Source organism: Streptomyces sp. NPDC048275 (assembly GCF_040652275.1).
In the GTDB taxonomy this organism is placed as follows: Bacteria; Actinomycetota; Actinomycetes; order Streptomycetales; family Streptomycetaceae; genus Streptomyces.
The window spans coordinates 1-16464 of sequence record NZ_JBEZLR010000153.1 but is presented as its reverse complement, the minus strand read 5'-3'; the positions used below and the strand labels follow the sequence as shown (position 1 = coordinate 16464).

The window sequence follows — 16464 nt, the reverse complement described above, 5'->3', positions numbered from 1 at the left end:
GTACCCCCCACCGTGCCCGGCGAGCTCTACATCGCCGGCACCGGTGTGGCGCGCGGTTACCTCCACCGCCCCGCCCTCACCGCCGAACGCTTCGTAGCCAACCCGCACAGCACCGCCGGCTCGCGCATGTACCGCACCGGCGACGTCGTCCGCTGGACGGCCAACGGCCAACTCGAATACCTGCGCCGCGCCGACGACCAGGTCAAACTCCGCGGCTTCCGCATCGAACTCGGTGAGATCGAAGCCGTCCTGCTCCGGCATCCCACCGTCGAACAAGCGGCCGTCATCGTCCGCGACGACCGGCTCGTCGCCTACACCACCGGCACCGCTGCCACAGCGGTGGAAGAGCTGCGCCAGCACCTGGCCACTGCTCTGCCCGCCTACATGATCCCCACCGCGTTCGTCACCCTCGACGTCCTCCCCCTCACCGCCAACGGCAAGCTCGACCGCAAGGCCCTGCCCGCCCCCGACCACACCACCATCCCCACCACCGGCCGAACTCCCCGCATCCCCCACGAAGAGATCCTCTGCCGCCTCTTCGCCGAGACCCTCGGCGTGGACGACCTCGGCATCGACGACAGCTTCTTCGACTTCGGCGGAGACAGCATCCGTTCCCTGCAACTCGTCGCGCAGGCCCGGCGCGCAGGCACGGTATTCACGGTACGGGACGTCTTCGAGCACAGGACCGTCGCCGAATTGGCGGCTGTCGCGCAGTTCGACGAAATCGTACCGACGGTCGCCGCATTCGACTCGGCGGCATCGCTCACCGGGCTCAGCCAGGAGGAACTCGACGGCCTCCAAGCGGAATGGGACGCGTAGCCCCGAGCCGATCAGACACCCAAGTCCGAACACAAGTCGAAGGAGTGGACCGCGTCATGCCCGTCGTTCCCGTCAATGGAATACGTCTGAGTTACGAGGATTCCGGAGGCGTCGGTGAGCCCGTTGTCCTCGTCATGGGGTCGGGGACCTCCGGCCGGGCATGGCATCTGCATCAGGTTCCGGCGCTGAAGGCCGCGGGATATCGGGTCGTCACCTTCGACAACCGCGGCATTCCGCCGACCGATGTCTGCGCCGAGGGCTTCACGGTGCGGGATCTCGTGGACGATCTCGTCGGTCTGATCGAGCACCTGGGGCTCGGTGCCTGCCGTCTCGTGGGCACGTCCATGGGGGCGTACGTGGTCCAGGAGCTCGCCCTTGTGCACCCGCAGCTGGTGCGCCAGGCGGTTCTCATGGCCACCCGGGGGCGTGTGGACGCCATGCGACGGGCGCTGAGCGCGGCGGAGATCGCGCTGTACGACTCCGGAGTGACGCTGCCGCCGCGCTTCGACGCGGTGGTCCAGGTCATGCGGAACCTGTCCCCTCGCAGCCTCTCCGACGACGTGTCCGTCGGCGACTGGCTGGACGTCCTCGAAGCGACGTCCGGTACCGGCCCCGGGGAGCGCGTGCACATGACGCTCGATCCCGAGCCGGCACGGCTGGCCGCGTATCGGAGCATCTCGGTTCCCTGTCATGTCATCGCCTTCCAGGACGACTTGGTGACACCTCCCGCATTGGGGCGCGAAGTCGCCGAGGCCATTCCGGGAGCCACGTTCGAGGAGATCTCCGGGTGTGGCCACTTCGGATACCTGGAGGACCCGGAAGCCGTGAACAAGGGAATCGTCGAGTTCTTCCGACAAATCTCTTGAAGTGAATGAACATTCCCCCTTGAGCATTCCCCTTGCCCGATCCACGAATTGAGGCCCCATGAGTCAAGCGCAGGACTGGAAGCCGCTGGAGATCACCGCGGAGAGTGCGGGTGTCGAGGCGACACCCGCGGGGCTCGCGGAATTCGTCGGTGACACAGAGCGGATCAGCGAGATGCTCGTCCGCGAGAAGGCACTGGTGTTCCGTGGCTTCCACGTGGACCCGGGCACTCTCGATCCGGTGATGGATCTCCTGCTGCCCAACCGGCTCGCCTATGTGCACGGGAACTCGCCGCGCAGCAAGGTGGGAAGCAATATCTACACCTCTACGGAATACCCGTCCGAGCTGACGATCTCCATGCACAACGAGCTCTCGTACGCCTACGCCTGGCCGTCGCGGCTGCTCTTTTTCGCCGCGCAGGAACCCACCACGGGTGGTGCCACCCCGGTCGTCGACGGGGTGACCTGGCTGGAGTCGCTGGCTCCGGAGATCCGTGCGGCCTTCGCCGGCGGAGTGCGCTACACGCAGAACCTCCATGGCGGTGCGGGCCTCGGCAAGAGCTGGCAGGACACGTTCGAGACCACGGACCGGGCCGAGGTCGAGGCATTCCTCAAGGGCACGGAGGCCGAGTGGGAGTGGCTGCGGGACGGCGGGCTGAGGGTGATCCAGCTGCGGCCCTCCACCGTGCGTCACCCGGTGACGGGGGTCGAGGTGTGGTTCAACCAGTCCGACCAGTGGCACCCGGCCTCCCTCGGCGACGACATGGCCGCCGAGCTCGCGCAGATCCTTCCCGAGGAGGATCTCCCCCAGTCCGTCAGGTTCGCCGACGGGAGCCCCATTCCGGCCGAGTACGTGATCGAGGTGCGGGACAAGGGGCTGGACGCCGCCGTGAACGTCGACTGGCGGACCGGGGATCTGCTGCTCATCGACAACGTGCTGGTCGCGCACGGCCGTCGGCCGTTCACCGGCCCCCGCCGAATCCTGGTCGCGATGTCCGACTGAACCCGGCCCACAGCGCTGCCCGACGACGCTCATCCGCCACCCGCCCGGCTCGTACACGGAAGAACAGGACCACTCCCGTCATGACCTACGCACCGAACCCTGTCCAGGATCTCCGGCTGGACCACGTGGAGCTCTACGTCGAGGACCTCGACCGCAAGGTCGCCGACTGGATCGGCGAGTACGGGTTCGCCGTCATCGGCACCGCCGGCTCCCCCGAGCAGGGCTTCCGCAGTGTCGCCCTGCGTCAGGGCCGGATCGTACTGGTGCTGACGGAGGGCACCGGCGACGAGCATCCCGCCTCCGCCTACGTCCACTCCCACGGGGACGGCGTGGCGCGCATCGCCCTGCGGACCTCGGACGTGGCGGCGGTGTTCGCCCACGCCGTGGGACACGGTGCCCGTCCGGTCGAGCAACCGGTTCGCCTCCAGGGCCCCGGGGTGGTCGCCACCGCCACCGTGTCCGGATTCGGCGATGTGGTGCACACCCTGGTGCAGCGCGAGCGCGACGGCGACGACACCGACGTCCTCCCCGCCGGGTTCGTCCCGGCCGGGACGGACGCGTACGGCGCCGGGGACTCGTCCTCGTACGGCCTCCCGGGTCTTGTGGAGATCGACCACTTCGCCGTGTGCGTGAACATCGGTGAGCTGAACGACACGATCGCGTACTACGAACGGGCCCTCGGCTTCACGGAGATATTCGAGGAGCGCATCGTCGTGGGCTCGCAGGCGATGCTCTCGAAGGTGGTGCAGAGCGAGTCCGGTGACATCACGTTCACCGTCATCCAGCCCGACCCGATGGCCGACCCCGGCCAGATCGACGAGTTCCTGAAGAACCACGACGGTTCGGGCGTCCAGCACATCGCGTTCTCCAGCGACGACGCCGCCCGCTCGGTGCGCACGCTGGGCAGCCGTGGGATCGAGTTCCTCAGCACTCCGTCGACGTACTACGAACTGCTCGGGCAGCGCGTGGAGTTGCGCAAGCACGACCTGGTCGTGCTGGGCGAGCTGAACATCCTCGTCGACGAGGACCACGGCGGTCAGCTGTTCCAGATCTTCACGCGCTCGACGCACGCGCGGCGCACCCTCTTCTTCGAGATCATCGAACGGCTCGGGGCGCAGACGTTCGGCTCCTCCAACATCAAGGCCCTGTACGAGGCCGTGGAGCTGGAGCGGCAGCGGGAGATCGGCAGCCCGTCCCGGTGACGACCCCGAGCCTCGCGCCCGCCCCCGGCCCCGACCCCGCCTCTGAGCCCAAGCCCTACCCCGACCCCGACCCCGTCGGCGGCACTCTCGTGGACGACGCCCTCTGCCTCGGCGACATCGAGCGGGCCGCGGCCGATGTGCTCCCCGCTCCGGTACGGGACTTCGTGGCGGGCGGCAGCGGCGCCGAGCTGACGCTCGCCGGCAACCGCGCCGCCCTCGACCGGATCCGGATCGTGCCGCGGGTGCTGCGGGACGTGACGGCGTGCGACACCACCTCGACGCTGCTCGCACGGCAGGTGGCCATGCCGGTGGCCACCGCCCCGATCGGCTACCAGAAACTGGTGCACCCGGAGGGCGAACTCGCCGCGGCGCGTGCGGCGAAGGAAGCCGGAATCCCTTTCACCGTGGGCACCTTGAGCAGTTTTCCGCTGGAGGAGGTGGCCGAGGTCGGGGCCACCACCTGGTTTCAGCTCTACTGGCTGCGTGACCGCACGCTCACCTTCGATCTGGTGCGCAGGGCCGAAGAGGCGGGCTGCGCCGCCGTGATGCTCACGGTCGATGTTCCGTGGATGGGCCGCAGGCTGCGTGACATGCGCAACGGCTTCGCGCTGCCGGACGATGTCGTGGCCGCCCACTTCACGGTGGGCACGGCGTCCGCGGCGCACCGGGCGGCCGCGGGCGGCTCGGCCCTCGCGGCGCACACGAGCATGGCGTTCGCACCGTCGCTGAGCTGGCCGGACCTCGAGGAGCTGCGGCGGCGTACCCGGCTGCCGCTGATCGTGAAGGGGCTGCTCGATCCGGCGGACGCCGCTCGGGCGGTGGAGTGCGGGGCGGACGCTGTGGTCGTCTCCAACCACGGCGGACGGCAGCTGGACGGCGCGGTGGCGAGCGTCGACGCCCTCGAAGCGGTGTGCGCCGCGGTGGGCGGGCGCTGCGAGGTGCTCCTGGACAGCGGGGTCCGCGGCGGTACCGACGTACTGAAGGCGCTGGCGCTGGGGGCGAGCGGTGTGCTCGTCGGGCGTCCGCTGCTGTGGGGGCTCGCGGCCGATGGCGCGCGGGGTGCGGGCCGGGTGCTCGGTCTGCTGGCGGACGAGCTGCGCGACGCCCTGGGTCTCGCGGGGTGCTCCGACGTGGCCGCGGCACGGCACCTTCGCACCTTGCGGGGGCCGTGGGGAATCGGCGTTGCCGATGATTCGGATGACGCGGGCGAAGGGACGGTGCCGCTGTGACCGAGGATCTTCTCGCGGAGGTGGCGCAGCTGCACACGTCGGCGCTGCACGGCTCGCTCGAGGACGAGGCGTTGAGCTCCATGAACTTCCTCAACGAGATCGCCCAGCGGTTTCCGGACGCGGTGTCGTTCGCGCCGGGGCGCCCGTTCGAGGGGTTCTTCGACACCTCGCTCGTGCACGACTACCTGCGGCGTTTCGAGCGGTATCTCGAGGAGGAGAAGGGCTACGACGCCGCTCAGGTGCGCAGAACGCTCTTCCAGTACGGGCGCACCAAGGGCATCGTGCACGAGCTGATCGCCCGTCACCTGGAGCTGGACGAAGGTCTCTCCGTCGACCCGGAGTCCGTCGTGGTCACCGTGGGGTGTCAGGAGGCGATGTTCCTGGTGCTGCGCGCGCTGCGGGCGGACGAACGGGACGTGGTTCTCGCGGTGTCGCCCAGCTATGTGGGCCTGACGGGAGCCGCCCGCCTCGTGGACATGCCGGTCCTGGAGGTGGCGGGCGGGCCTCGCGGGGTGGATCTGGACAGCCTCGCGACGGTCGTACGGGAGGCTCGGGCACGCGGACTGCGGCCGCGGGCCTGCTACTTGGTGCCGGACTTCTCCAATCCGTCGGGGGTCAGCCTCGACCTGGAGACGCGCCACGCCCTGCTCGACCTCGCGGAGCGGGAGGACCTGTTGCTCCTCGAGGACAATCCGTACGGGTACTTCAGTGCCGACGGAGAGCGGCTGCCCACGCTGAAGGCGCTCGATACGCGCCGCCGCGTCGTCTACCTGGGGTCGTTCGCCAAGACGGGGCTGCCCGGTGCCCGTATCGGCTACCTGGTGGCCGATCAGTCGGTGGCCGGCTCCGACGGCCGGGTCGGTCTGCTGGCCGACCAGCTCTCGAAGATCAAGAGCATGCTGACGGTGAACACCTCGCCCATCGCCCAGGCCGTGATCGCGGGGAAGCTGCTGACGCACGGCTGCGACCTGCACGAGGCCAATGAGCGCGAGATCGCGGTGTACCGGGGCAATCTGAAGCGGCTGCTCGCCGGCCTGGCCCGGCACTTCCCGCCCGACGGCGGCTCCGGCGTGAGCTGGAACGTGCCCCGGGGAGGATTCTTCCTCGTGGTGACCGTGCCCTTCCGTGCCGACGACAAGCTGCTGGAGATCTCCGCCCGCGACCACGGTGTCCTGTGGACCCCGATGTGCTACTTCAGCTCGGATCCCGAGGCGATCCACCAGATCCGGCTGTCGTTCAGCCTCGTCACCGAGGAACAGATCGACCTGGGGCTCGACAGGTTCGCCGCGCTCGTCGCCCTCGTCGCCCGGCAGCCGAGTTGACGCGGCGCCGGATCGACCTGCCACCGGCTCACCGACGCATCGGATCAACGGCGCATCGGCTCACCGACACATCGGATCAACGTCGGGCTCTCGCCGAGAGTCCGTCCGGAGAATGGGGTGACGACGCATGCGCACTGCGGTCATAGTGGGGACCGGTCTGATCGGTACGTCCGTCGCCCTCGCGCTGCGCCGACGGGGCGTCGACACCTATCTGCTCGACACCGATCCCACCGCGGCGCACACGGCCGAGGCGCTCGGTGCCGGGCGGGCCCAGGAACCGCCCGAGGTCGCGGACCTCGCCGTCCTCGCCGTTCCGCCCGTGCAGGTGGCGCCGGTCCTGGCCGACCTGCAGAAACGGGGCATCGCCCGGTTCTACACGGACGTGGCCAGCGTCAAGAGCCTGCCGGGCCGGGAGATCGAGGCGCTGGGCTGCGAGCTGACCGCCGTCGTCGGCGGGCATCCGCTGGCGGGCGGGGAACGGTCGGGGCCGCTGGCGGCGCGTGGTGATCTCTTCGAGGGCCGGCCGTGGGTCCTGGTCCCCACCGAGCACACCAGCGACCTGGCGCTCAACTGCGCCCTGGAGCTCGTGTCCTTGTGCGGCGCCACGCCGGTGCTGCTCGGCGCGGAGGCGCACGACCGCGCGGTGGCCCTCGTCTCGCATGTGCCGCATCTGACGGCCAGTCTCACCGCGGCCCGGCTGCTGGAGGGCAGCGAGTCCGCCCTGCGCCTGGCCGGGCAGGGGCTGCGGGACGTCACCCGGACGGCGGCGGGCAGCGCCGCCCTGTGGACGGACATCCTGTCGGCGAACGCGGGACCGGTCGCCGACGTCCTCGAGGCGCTCGCCTCGGACGCACGGGCGGCGGCCGGGGCGCTGCGGCGGGTCGAGGGGCGGGGCGACGGGGCCGTGGAGGCGGCTGCCGAGCTGTCGGAGCTGCTCCAGCGGGGCGCGGACGGGCGCGCGGGGATTCCGGGCAAGCACGGTGTGCCGGACGTGGGCTTCGCGGCCGTGGAGGTCTCCGTGGGGGACAGCCCCGGCGAGCTGGCGCGGCTTTTCTCGGCCGCGGCGGACGCCGGGGTGAACATCGAGGACATCGGTATGGAGCACTCCTCCGACCAGCTCATGGGCCGGGCGAGGCTCGCGGTGCTGCCGGCGAGGGCGCGCGTCCTCGCCGACGAACTGCGGCTCGGGGGCTGGACGGTGCGCGTCGCGGACCGGCCGGGCAGCCAGGGCGCGTAGCGCCGCGCGGAGGAACGCGTGAGGGGGAGGGATCCGGCCGGATCCCTCCCCCTCACGCGTCTGCTCACTCACGTACTCATGCGCATGCTCACACGTCCGCACCGGACGGCTTGAACGCCTCCGCCCGGTGCACGTCGTCGGGATCAGCCAGTCGTACGGTTCCGGTGCCGTCCGGCGCGGCACGCTCGGTCCGAGCCGCGGACTCGCGGCAGGCGACCGGTGGCGCCCCGGGGTCTCAGGACGCCCGGCAGGTCAGCTCTCCGCCCGCGGGCACCTGAAGCGGCGTGGCGGGCCTCTTGCGCTGGGCGGAGAAGGGTTGTCTGGGACGCGGTAGGCGTCCGTCTCTGGTGCCGGGGGCCGGGCCGAGGGTCATCGGGTCGGCCGGCGCGGGGGCCGCCTGGAACTTGCCGTTGAGCATGGCCCGTCCCAGCGAGGTGATGCGGTGGATCACCGTATTACGGTCCCGTTCCGAGCGGATCAGGCCTGCATTGCGCAGTATGCCTGTGTGCTGGCTCACAGCGGCCGCCGAGGTGCCCACGCGCCGGGCGAGTTCACTCGTCGTGCCACCGGCCAGCGTGAGTCTCAGCAGCTGCGCCCTGGTGCGCCCCATCAGCGCGTCCAGCGCCTCCGCGTCTTTTGCGTGCGCAGTCCACAGGGCACGCGTTTCAGCGGGCGCGGGGCGGACAGAGAAAACGAGGACCGGCATTTCACTGGTCCCTCCGACATTACGCAAAAGAACAGCTGGTCGATCGCCGAGGAATATTGACGGAGCTATCAATAAACCTTTCCCGTTGAGCTCGATTTCCGCATCTTCGCCTCCTGCAATTTCCAAGAACGGCCGCTTCCAGGAAATATTGGGATGTAGATGGTTCAACAAACTCTCACCCCCGTCGGGGCATCTCCGCATCCGCTCTTCCCGCTCGGCCCCGAGGTGAACGAGCATCTGCGGCCAGTAGGGAGTGACGGAGACGTCGGTGTACCACTCCATGACGGAGCGGATCTCGCTCCGCCTGAGGCCCGACGCAAAGAACTGCTCACCGGGGGACATGTTCCCGTCCGCGGCGAGCAGCCATGTCAGGTCCGAGGTTTGGCGCAACGCACTGATGACTCCGAGATCCAACCGACTCGACCTGAGCCGGCCGGACACCCGCTCCTCCCACTCCTTGAACCCCGGTTCCCCTCTGCCCCCCATGTGCCGAACGGAGAATATCGCCTCGGACACAGGACCTAGAGTGGTCATCATGTGTACATTGTCGATACTCTCGCGGTTCATACGTATCCGCTGCATTGTTCCCCCACTACGCCCCGGCCAGGATCGCGCAACCTAGGACTGTATCACCCAGATGACTTGCCTTCGAGAACGCCAGAGCCAGGCGGTCCTTTTGAGACTCGCCAGGCCAGTAGTTCCCAACGTAACAAGCCAGATCCGATCCCGGTAGCGGTGACGGATCTTCAGTCCAGGCTAAAGCGACTTGCGCGGAGGGGAATCAGATGATAAGAGGCAGCATAAGGGCGGGTTAAAAGAGAGTGAAATTCTTTGCCGCCCGATGAGACTTTCGCACAGAAAGTCCACAGCCGTGACCCGGTCGTATGCAATAAGTCCGACGAGATTGAAGATGGCGGCGACCGGCGGGGGAGGTCAGTCGCCGCCATCGGCTCAAGCGTCCCGCCTGCGCAGGACCACGTAACCCGCGACCTGGGCGGCGACCACCCAGACGAGGACGACCAGCAGAGCGCCCGTCCGCCCGTACGGATCCGCGTCACCGTCCATGAGGTGCTGACCGGCCGTCGACGGGAGATAGTCCAGGATCTTCTTGGTGAAGTCGCTGCTGGACAGCGCCAGGGCTCCCGGCAGACCCGCGAGGATCATGAAGACCGTCGTCAGCGTGCCCACGGCGCTGCGGATCGCCGCCCCGATGCCGATGGCGAAGACACCCATCAGCGCGATGTAGACACCGGTGCACAGGATGGTCGGCACCGCCTTGCCCATGTCGGAGTCGGCGTACTCGAACAGCAGCGGTGCGGTGGTGACCGTCCCGACCACGGCCAGCAGTGTCCCCACCACGAACATCACCGGGGCGGCGACCGCCGACTTGGCGAACAGCATCCGCCCACGCACGGGCACGCACTGCAGCGTCGTACGGATGCTTCCCGTGGAGTACTCGGTCGTGATCGCCAGCATGGCGAGCGCCACCACGGCGAACTGGACCATGTTCACGGCGAGGACCATGGGATGGGCGATCGGAATGTCGACCTCCTCACCGTCACTCCGGTAGCTGTTGGCGATGCTCACCCCAAGCCCCGACGCGAAGATCGCCATCAGGACGAGGGAACCGGCAAGGCACCACCAAGTGGCGCGTACGGACCACAGTTTGGTCCACTCCGCGGCAACCGCGCCGATCGTGCCGCCGCGCCCCTGCTGCACGGCCGCTGTCGGCGTGCGCGTGCTCATGGCTGTGCTCGACATTGCTCAGGCCTCGACTTCCTGGTGATCCGCATGAGCGGACGCGCCCGCGGCCACGGGCTTCGGCGACTTGTACTCGATGCTGTTGGCCGTCATCTCCATGTAGGCCTGCTCCAACGACGCCTCGATGACCCGGAGTTCATGCAGCCGGATGCCCAGCTTGAAAGTCATGTCGCCGATGGTCTCGACGGATACCCCGGAGACGAGGATCTCGTGCTCACCGTGCCGCTGGACCTCGAGCGACTGTGCCTCCAGTCGCTCGACCAAGGTGTCCATGCCATTGCCGTCGGGCGTACGCACCCGGACCGCGGTCAGCGAACTGCGGGCGATGACACGGTCGATGGTGTCGTCGGCGAGGAGCTTGCCCCGGCCGATCACCACGAGGTGGTCGGCGGTGAGCTGCATCTCGCTCATCAGGTGGCTCGACACGAAGACGGTGCGCCCCTCCTGCGCCAACGACCGCATCAGCTCACGCACCCAGCGCACACCGTCCGGGTCGAGGCCGTTGACCGGCTCGTCGAACAGCAGGATCTGCGGATCGCCGAGCAGCGCGCTCGCGATACCGAGCCGCTGCCCCATGCCCAGGGAGAAGGAGCCGGCCCGCTTCTTGGCGACCTTCTCCAGGCCGACGATCTCCAGCACCTCGTCCACCCGCTTGCGCGGGATGCCGTTGCTGCGCGCCATGGCCAGCAGATGGCTGTGCGCGCTGCGTCCGGGGTGGAGCGCCTTGGCCTCGAGCAGCGCCCCGACCTCACGCAGCGGATGCGCCAGCGCCGCATAGGGCTTGCCGTTGATCAGCGCCTCACCCGAGGTCGGGTTGTCCAGGCCCATGATCATGCGCATGGTGGTGGACTTGCCGGCCCCGTTGGGGCCGAGGAACCCGGTGACCTTGCCCGGGGCGATGTCCAGGTCCAGGCCGTCCACAGCGACAGCCGTGTCGTATCGCTTCGTCACTGCACGCAGTGTGATCATTGCCAGCCCGTCCTCAGGTGTCCGTTCATATGAGTGACGGTATGGGCCGGGGGTCCGCCCGGTCTTCAGCCGATCGACAGAGCGTCACTACGACTTTCGACAGAGAGCCTTGTGACAGAGAGAGACCTTCGGCAGAGAGACCTTCGCCAGAGGGACCTTCAGCAGGGAGAGACCTTCGGCAGAGATGACGGGAGGGCCCGTGCCGGCGGCGATCACCGTCGGCACGGGCCCTCCCGTCGTGCTCCAGCAGGTCCTAGGCCCTGTCGTCAAATTCCCGCCTGCCTCGCGACGCCATGCACGCACCCTCGCCGCACCGGGCACAGACCCACGTACAACCAGTACGAGGGCCTGTGCCCGGCACGCCGAGAGCACGCACCTGACGCCGCGAGGCCCGCCCTCCGGGCGGACGACGGGAATGTGACGACAGGACCTAGAGCAGGTCCTCGAACTCGTCGATCTCCTCTTGGGTGATCGCCCCCAGAGCCACGTCCGAGGGGGTGAGCCCGCCCGCCTCCGGCCGCTCGGCGTGCTCGGCCAGAGCGCGCAGCGCCCGGAACCACAGCTGGGCGAGCTCCGCGACGGAGTCGTCCGTCAGGAGCCGCCGCGCCCAGGTCCAGCTCGCCACCAGGCGCCCGCCCTCAGGGCCGTCCGCCGTATGCGAGTTGAGCTCGATCACATGCCCCAGGGGCGCCGTGTCCGCCTCGCCCGACGGCCCCGCGATGCCGGGCTCAGGGACCCAGGAGGCGGTCTCGGCATCCGCGGTGCCCGCGGCGGAGAACCGGCCCAGGTAGTTGAATCCCAACTGCGGCCGCAGCCCGGCCGCCAACCGCCGCGCGGTGCGCTGGTTGAGGTGGCGCAGCAGTCCGTAGCCGATGCCCGAGCCCGGCACGGCCCGCAGCTGCTCCTTGATCCGCTTCAGTACGGTGCCCGCCGCGGGCCCGCCCGCCCAGGCTTCGGCCCTGTCGTAGGGACCCGGTGCGAGCCGTACCGGGTACATGCTGGTGAACCAGCCGACGGTACGTGACAGTTCGGCACCCTCGACGGCCTCCTCGTCGCGCCCATGGCTCTCCAGGTCCACCAGGAACGACGCCTCCCCGCCCCGGCCGCGCCACTCGTCGAGGGCCCAGGCGAAGGCGGCGAGCAGAACGTCGTTGACGCCGGCGTGGAAGACCGTCGGCACCCGGGTGAGGAGCGGGCCCGTCACATCCTCGGGCAGCACCAGTTCCAGCCGCCCGGCGGTGCGGTGGGTGTCCTGCTTCGGGTCCAGCGGGCCCGAACCGAGCAGGGGCTCCGGACCGCTGAGCACCTGCGCCCAGAAGTCGGCCTCCGCCACCCGCGCGGGTGCCTGCGCCTCGTCGTACAGCCGCTGGGACCAGCGGCGCAGCGAGGTGCCCACGGGCGCGAGGCGCGGCTCGCGCCCGTTCGCCGCGGCCTGGTACGCCTCCATCAGGTCCGGCAGCAGGATGCGCCACGAAACGCCGTCCACCACCAGGTGGTTGATCACCAGCAGCAGTCGTCCGGGAAGGGCGCCGCCGCGGTCGAGCCAGACCGCCTGGAGCATGACGCCGCGTTCCGGATCCAACCGGCCGACCGCGGTCTCCGCCTCGGCGGCGTACACCCGCTCCACTTCCCCCTCGTCCCGCCCGGCGACGTCCACCCGACGCACCAGCGACTCCGCCCGCACCGCGCCGGATTCGAGGATCTCGCAGGTCAGGGTGCCGGAGTCGGCGGTCTCGGTGACGCGCATACGCAGCGCGTCATGGTGGTCGAGCAGCGCCTGTACGGCCGTACGCAGATGCTCCGGTCGCAGACCGGCGGGCACGCGCAGCACCGTCGACTGGTTGAACCGGTCGACCGGCCCGCCCCGCTCCCGCAGCCAGTGCATGATCGGCGTGGGGGGCAGCGGGCCGATACCCGCGCCGGGCTCCTCCGCCCTCGCCGGTCGCGTCCCGTCCTCCCCCATGCCCTCGGCGATGGCGGCCACCGTGCGCCGCGCGAAGACGTCCTTGGGCGACATCACCAGACCCGCCTTACGGGCCCGGCTGACGAGCTGGATCGACATGATGCTGTCGCCGCCCAGGTCGAAGAACCCGTCGTCGATCCCGACCTCGGGCACACCGAGCACCTCGGCGAACAACCGGCACAGCGTCTCCTCGCGTGCGGTGCGCGGTGCGCGACCCGACGGCTGAGCCGCGTGATCCGGCACCGGCAGTGCCCTGCGGTCGAGCTTTCCGACGGAGGTCAGCGGCAGAGCGCCGAGCTCCACGATCGCCTGCGGAACCATGTAGTCGGGCAGTGCCCTCGCCAGGTGGTCGCGCAGGTCCCGCTCGGCGTTGTCGAAGGCGTGCGCCCCATGCGTGGCGGGCACCACGTACGCGGCGAGCCGCTTGTCCCCGGGCCGGTCCTCCCGTACGACGACGGCGACCTCGGCGACGGACGGGTGCGCGGCGAACGCGGCCTCGATCTCCGCCAGTTCGATCCGGAACCCCCGGACCTTGACCTGACTGTCGGACCGTCCGAGGAACTCCACCCGGCCGGCGGCGGTCCACCGGACGATGTCACCGGTGCGGTACATGCGCGTGCCCGGAGCGCCAAAAGGGTCAGCAACGAAGCGTTCGCCGGCCTGGCCGGGCCGCCCCCAGTAGCCGCGGGCCAGACCGGTGCCGGCGATGTACAACTCACCGGGCACGCCGACCGGTACGGGCCGCAGCGCCTCGTCCAGGACGTAGTGCCGCGTATTGTCCATGGGCCGGCCGATCGGCACACCGCCGGCCGCCGCCACATCACGCGGCTCCACCTCGTGGCAGGTCGAGAACGTCGTCGTCTCCGTCGGACCGTAGACGTGCACCACCTGTGTCGACGGGCAGTGCTCCATGACCCGGCGTATCGCGCTTGCCGAGGCGAGGTCACCCCCCGTCCACACCTGCCGCACGGTCGCCAGGCACTCCGGGTGCTCCTGGGCGAGCACCCGGAACAGCCCGGTGGTCAGGAACAGCGCGGTGATCCCGTTCTCCACGACGAGCCGCCGCAGCGCGTCGATGTCCAGGTCACCGGGCGGCGCGACCACGACCCGGCCGCCGTTCAGCAGCGGCGCCCACAGCTCGAACGTCGAGCCGTCCCAGGCGTGCGGCGAGTGCAGCGGCACCCGGTCCACCACTCCGTCCAGCCACCGCGTGTCCTCGGCGAGGGCCGTGACAGCCGCGTGGGTGGCCGACACGCCCTTCGGCTCACCGGTGGAGCCCGAGGTGAACATCACGTACGCCAGCCGGTCCGGCTGGATCTCCAGCCCGAGGTCGCCGTCCGTGAGGTGTTCCGCGGTCGGGTCTTCCCCGGCCGGCTCCTCGGCGTCCACCACCAGCAACGGGATCCGCTGCCCGACCGAGTCCGCTCGGGGACGCAGGGCCCGGTCGGTGAGCAGGATCTCCGCTCCCGTGCCGTCCAGGATCCAGCGCATCCGGCTGTCCGGATAGGCCTCGCTCAGCGGGACGTACACCCCGCCCGCCTTGACCACCGCCAGCAGCGCGACGACCAGGTCTGCGGAGCGCTCCATCAGCACTCCCGCCCGGGATTCCGGGCCGATCCCCAGCCCGACCAGGCGACGCGCGAGACGGTTGGCCCGTGCGTTCAGCTCCGCGTATGTGAGGTCGGCACCTGCGCATACGACGGCCACGGCGTCCGGTGTTCGTGCCGCCTGAGCCTCGAAGCGGTCCGACAGCGCGGCGGGGGTGCGTTCGTGGGTCGGTTCGCCGGTCCGTTCGCGGCTCGTGACGTCGGTGTCGTTCCAGTCGACGAGGATCCGGTGCAGTTCCGCCTCGTCCTGCAGAACCGTCTCCTCCACCCGCCTGCCGGGCTGCGCCACCAGGGCGTCGAGTACCCGGACCAGCCGTTCGGCGAGGACACGCGCCGAGTCCTCCTCGAACAGATCGGCGCTGTAGTCGATCCGTCCCGTGTACCCGCCCGTAGCCCCGGTCTCCCCCTCACCGAAGGAGAACAACAGGTCGAACTTTGCCGCTCCCAGCGCGGCTCCCTCCGCCGAGACCTCGAGCCCCGGCAGGCCGGCGATCGCCGAGAGCGCCCGCTGCTCCTCGTCGTCGTTCCAGCTGAGTGCCGTTTGGAAGAGGGGGTGGCGGGCGGGTGAGCGTTCGGGGTTGAGGGCTTCTACGAGGCGTTCGAAGGGGATGTCTTGGTGGGCGTAGGCGGCGAGGTCGGTTTCGCGGACTCGGGTGAGGAGTTCGGTGAAGGTGGGGTTGCCGGTGAGGTCGGTGCGCAGGACGAGGGTGTTGACGAAGAATCCGACGAGGTCTTCGACGGCGTCGTCGGTGCGTCCGGCGATGGGTGAGCCGATCGGGATGTCGCTGCCCGCGCCGAGCCGGGACAGCAGCACCGCGAGGGCTGCCTGGAGGACCATGAAGGTGCTGGCCTGGTGTGCGCGGGCGAGGGTTTCGATGCGCTCGCGCAGTTCGGCGGGGATGTCGAAGGTGACGCTCCCGCCCTGGTGGGTGGGTGTGGCGGGGCGGGGGCGGTCGGTGGGCAGGTCCAGCTCGGCCGGGAGATCGGCCAAGGTGCGCTGCCAGTAGTCGAGTTGACTGGAGATGGGGGACTCGGGGTCCTCCTCGGCGCCGAGTACCTCGCGCTGCCAGAGGGTGTAGTCCGCGTACTGGACCGGCAACGGCGTCCAGCCGGGAGTCGCGCCATGGCTCCGGGCGGCGTAGGCGGTGGCCAGGTCGCGGGCCAGCGGGGCCAACGACCAGCCGTCGGCAGCGATGTGATGCACCACCAGGACCAGCACATGCTCGTCCGGTGAGAGCTGGAAGAGGGTGGCGCGCAGGGGCAGTTCGGCGGTCAGGCGGAACGGGCGCTCCGCGACCGCCCGCAGGACCTGCTCCAGCCGGCCTTCCGCCACCTGCTCGACGGCCAGGGCAGTCGAGGCAGCCGCCCTCTCGACAGGCTCGACGACCTGGTACGCACCGGCCTCATCCGCCACGAACACCGTGCGCAGCGCTTCATGCCGTTCCATCACATCGATGAGAGCCGCTTCCAACGCCCCACGGTCCAAGGCGCCCTTCAGTCTCAGGGCGACGGGGATGTTGTACAGGGCGCTGTCGGGCTCGTACTGGTGCAGGAACCAAAGGCGGCGTTGGGCGTGGGAGAGGGGGATGCGGTCGGGACGGGGTTGGGGGGTGAGGGGGGTGCGGGCGGTGGGAGTGGCGCTGAGAGTGCGGGCCAGGCCGGCGATCGTGGGGTTGTCGAAGAGATCCTTGACGGAGAGTTCTGTGTTGAGGGTGGTGCGGATGCGGGAGACGAGGCGGGTGGCGAGCAGGGAGTGTCCACCCAGATCGAAGAAGCTGTCGTC

At 69.7% G+C, this 16464-nt stretch carries 11 protein-coding genes; 7 read left to right on the top strand and 4 right to left on the bottom strand.

The genetic code is table 11. The features are described 5' to 3' along the window. The 7 genes from AB0D57_RS44915 to AB0D57_RS44885 all read left to right on the top strand — a co-directional run. On the top strand, positions 1–819 hold an 819-nt coding region (locus AB0D57_RS44915; RefSeq protein WP_362088100.1), incomplete at its 5' end, for a phosphopantetheine-binding protein. 56 nt (positions 820–875) lie between these two features. Beyond that, positions 876–1685: an alpha/beta hydrolase gene (locus tag AB0D57_RS44910; protein ID WP_362088098.1), complete on the top strand. Its 810-nt coding sequence runs from the start codon at positions 876–878 to the stop codon at positions 1683–1685. Positions 1686–1743: 58 nt separating this feature from the next. Then, entirely contained in the window at positions 1744–2685 is a 942-nt protein-coding gene (locus AB0D57_RS44905) for a TauD/TfdA family dioxygenase (RefSeq protein ID WP_362088096.1), read from the top strand. A gap of 80 nt (positions 2686–2765) precedes the next feature. Continuing rightward, positions 2766–3887: a 4-hydroxyphenylpyruvate dioxygenase gene (gene hppD / locus AB0D57_RS44900; protein WP_362088094.1), complete on the top strand. Its 1122-nt coding sequence runs from the start codon at positions 2766–2768 to the stop codon at positions 3885–3887. A 116-nt stretch (positions 3888–4003) separates the two neighbouring features. Beyond that, entirely contained in the window at positions 4004–5116 is a 1113-nt protein-coding gene (locus AB0D57_RS44895; RefSeq protein WP_362088104.1) for an alpha-hydroxy acid oxidase, read from the top strand. 80 nt (positions 5117–5196) lie between these two features. Beyond that, entirely contained in the window at positions 5197–6438 is a 1242-nt protein-coding gene (locus tag AB0D57_RS44890; protein ID WP_362088102.1) for a PLP-dependent aminotransferase family protein, read from the top strand. Positions 6439–6565: 127 nt separating this feature from the next. Beyond that, positions 6566–7675, top strand: coding sequence for a prephenate dehydrogenase (locus AB0D57_RS44885; RefSeq protein WP_362088092.1), 1110 nt, complete (start codon positions 6566–6568; stop codon positions 7673–7675). A gap of 235 nt (positions 7676–7910) precedes the next feature. On the opposite strand, the gene AB0D57_RS44880 is transcribed toward AB0D57_RS44885, so the two are convergent. The 4 genes from AB0D57_RS44880 to AB0D57_RS44865 form a co-directional block, all read right to left on the bottom strand. Then, positions 7911–8795 (bottom strand): winged helix-turn-helix domain-containing protein, encoded by an 885-nt coding sequence (locus tag AB0D57_RS44880; RefSeq protein WP_362088090.1) that lies wholly within the window; start codon positions 8793–8795, stop codon positions 7911–7913. Positions 8796–9332: 537 nt separating this feature from the next. Further along, complete coding sequence (locus AB0D57_RS44875; protein WP_362088088.1) at positions 9333–10127, bottom strand: ABC transporter; 795 nt, start codon at positions 10125–10127, stop codon at positions 9333–9335. An 18-nt stretch (positions 10128–10145) separates the two neighbouring features. Beyond that, entirely contained in the window at positions 10146–11111 is a 966-nt protein-coding gene (locus AB0D57_RS44870; protein ID WP_362088086.1) for an ABC transporter ATP-binding protein, read from the bottom strand. Positions 11112–11541: 430 nt separating this feature from the next. Further along, the coding region (locus AB0D57_RS44865; RefSeq protein WP_362088084.1) for an amino acid adenylation domain-containing protein at positions 11542–16464 on the bottom strand (4923 nt) is incomplete at its 5' end.

Excerpts from the sequence above, each read along its gene's own strand:
- AB0D57_RS44870 (WP_362088086.1), bottom strand. The coding sequence starts at position 11,111 with ATGATCACACTGCGTGCAGTGACGAAGCGATACGACACGGCTGTCGCT.
- AB0D57_RS44905 (WP_362088096.1), top strand. The coding sequence starts at position 1,744 with ATGAGTCAAGCGCAGGACTGGAAGCCGCTGGAGATCACCGCGGAGAGT.
- AB0D57_RS44885 (WP_362088092.1), top strand. The coding sequence starts at position 6,566 with ATGCGCACTGCGGTCATAGTGGGGACCGGTCTGATCGGTACGTCCGTC.
- hppD (WP_362088094.1), top strand. The coding sequence starts at position 2,766 with ATGACCTACGCACCGAACCCTGTCCAGGATCTCCGGCTGGACCACGTG.
- AB0D57_RS44890 (WP_362088102.1), top strand. The coding sequence starts at position 5,197 with ATGAACTTCCTCAACGAGATCGCCCAGCGGTTTCCGGACGCGGTGTCG.
- AB0D57_RS44910 (WP_362088098.1), top strand. The coding sequence starts at position 876 with ATGCCCGTCGTTCCCGTCAATGGAATACGTCTGAGTTACGAGGATTCC.
- AB0D57_RS44875 (WP_362088088.1), bottom strand. The coding sequence starts at position 10,127 with ATGAGCACGCGCACGCCGACAGCGGCCGTGCAGCAGGGGCGCGGCGGC.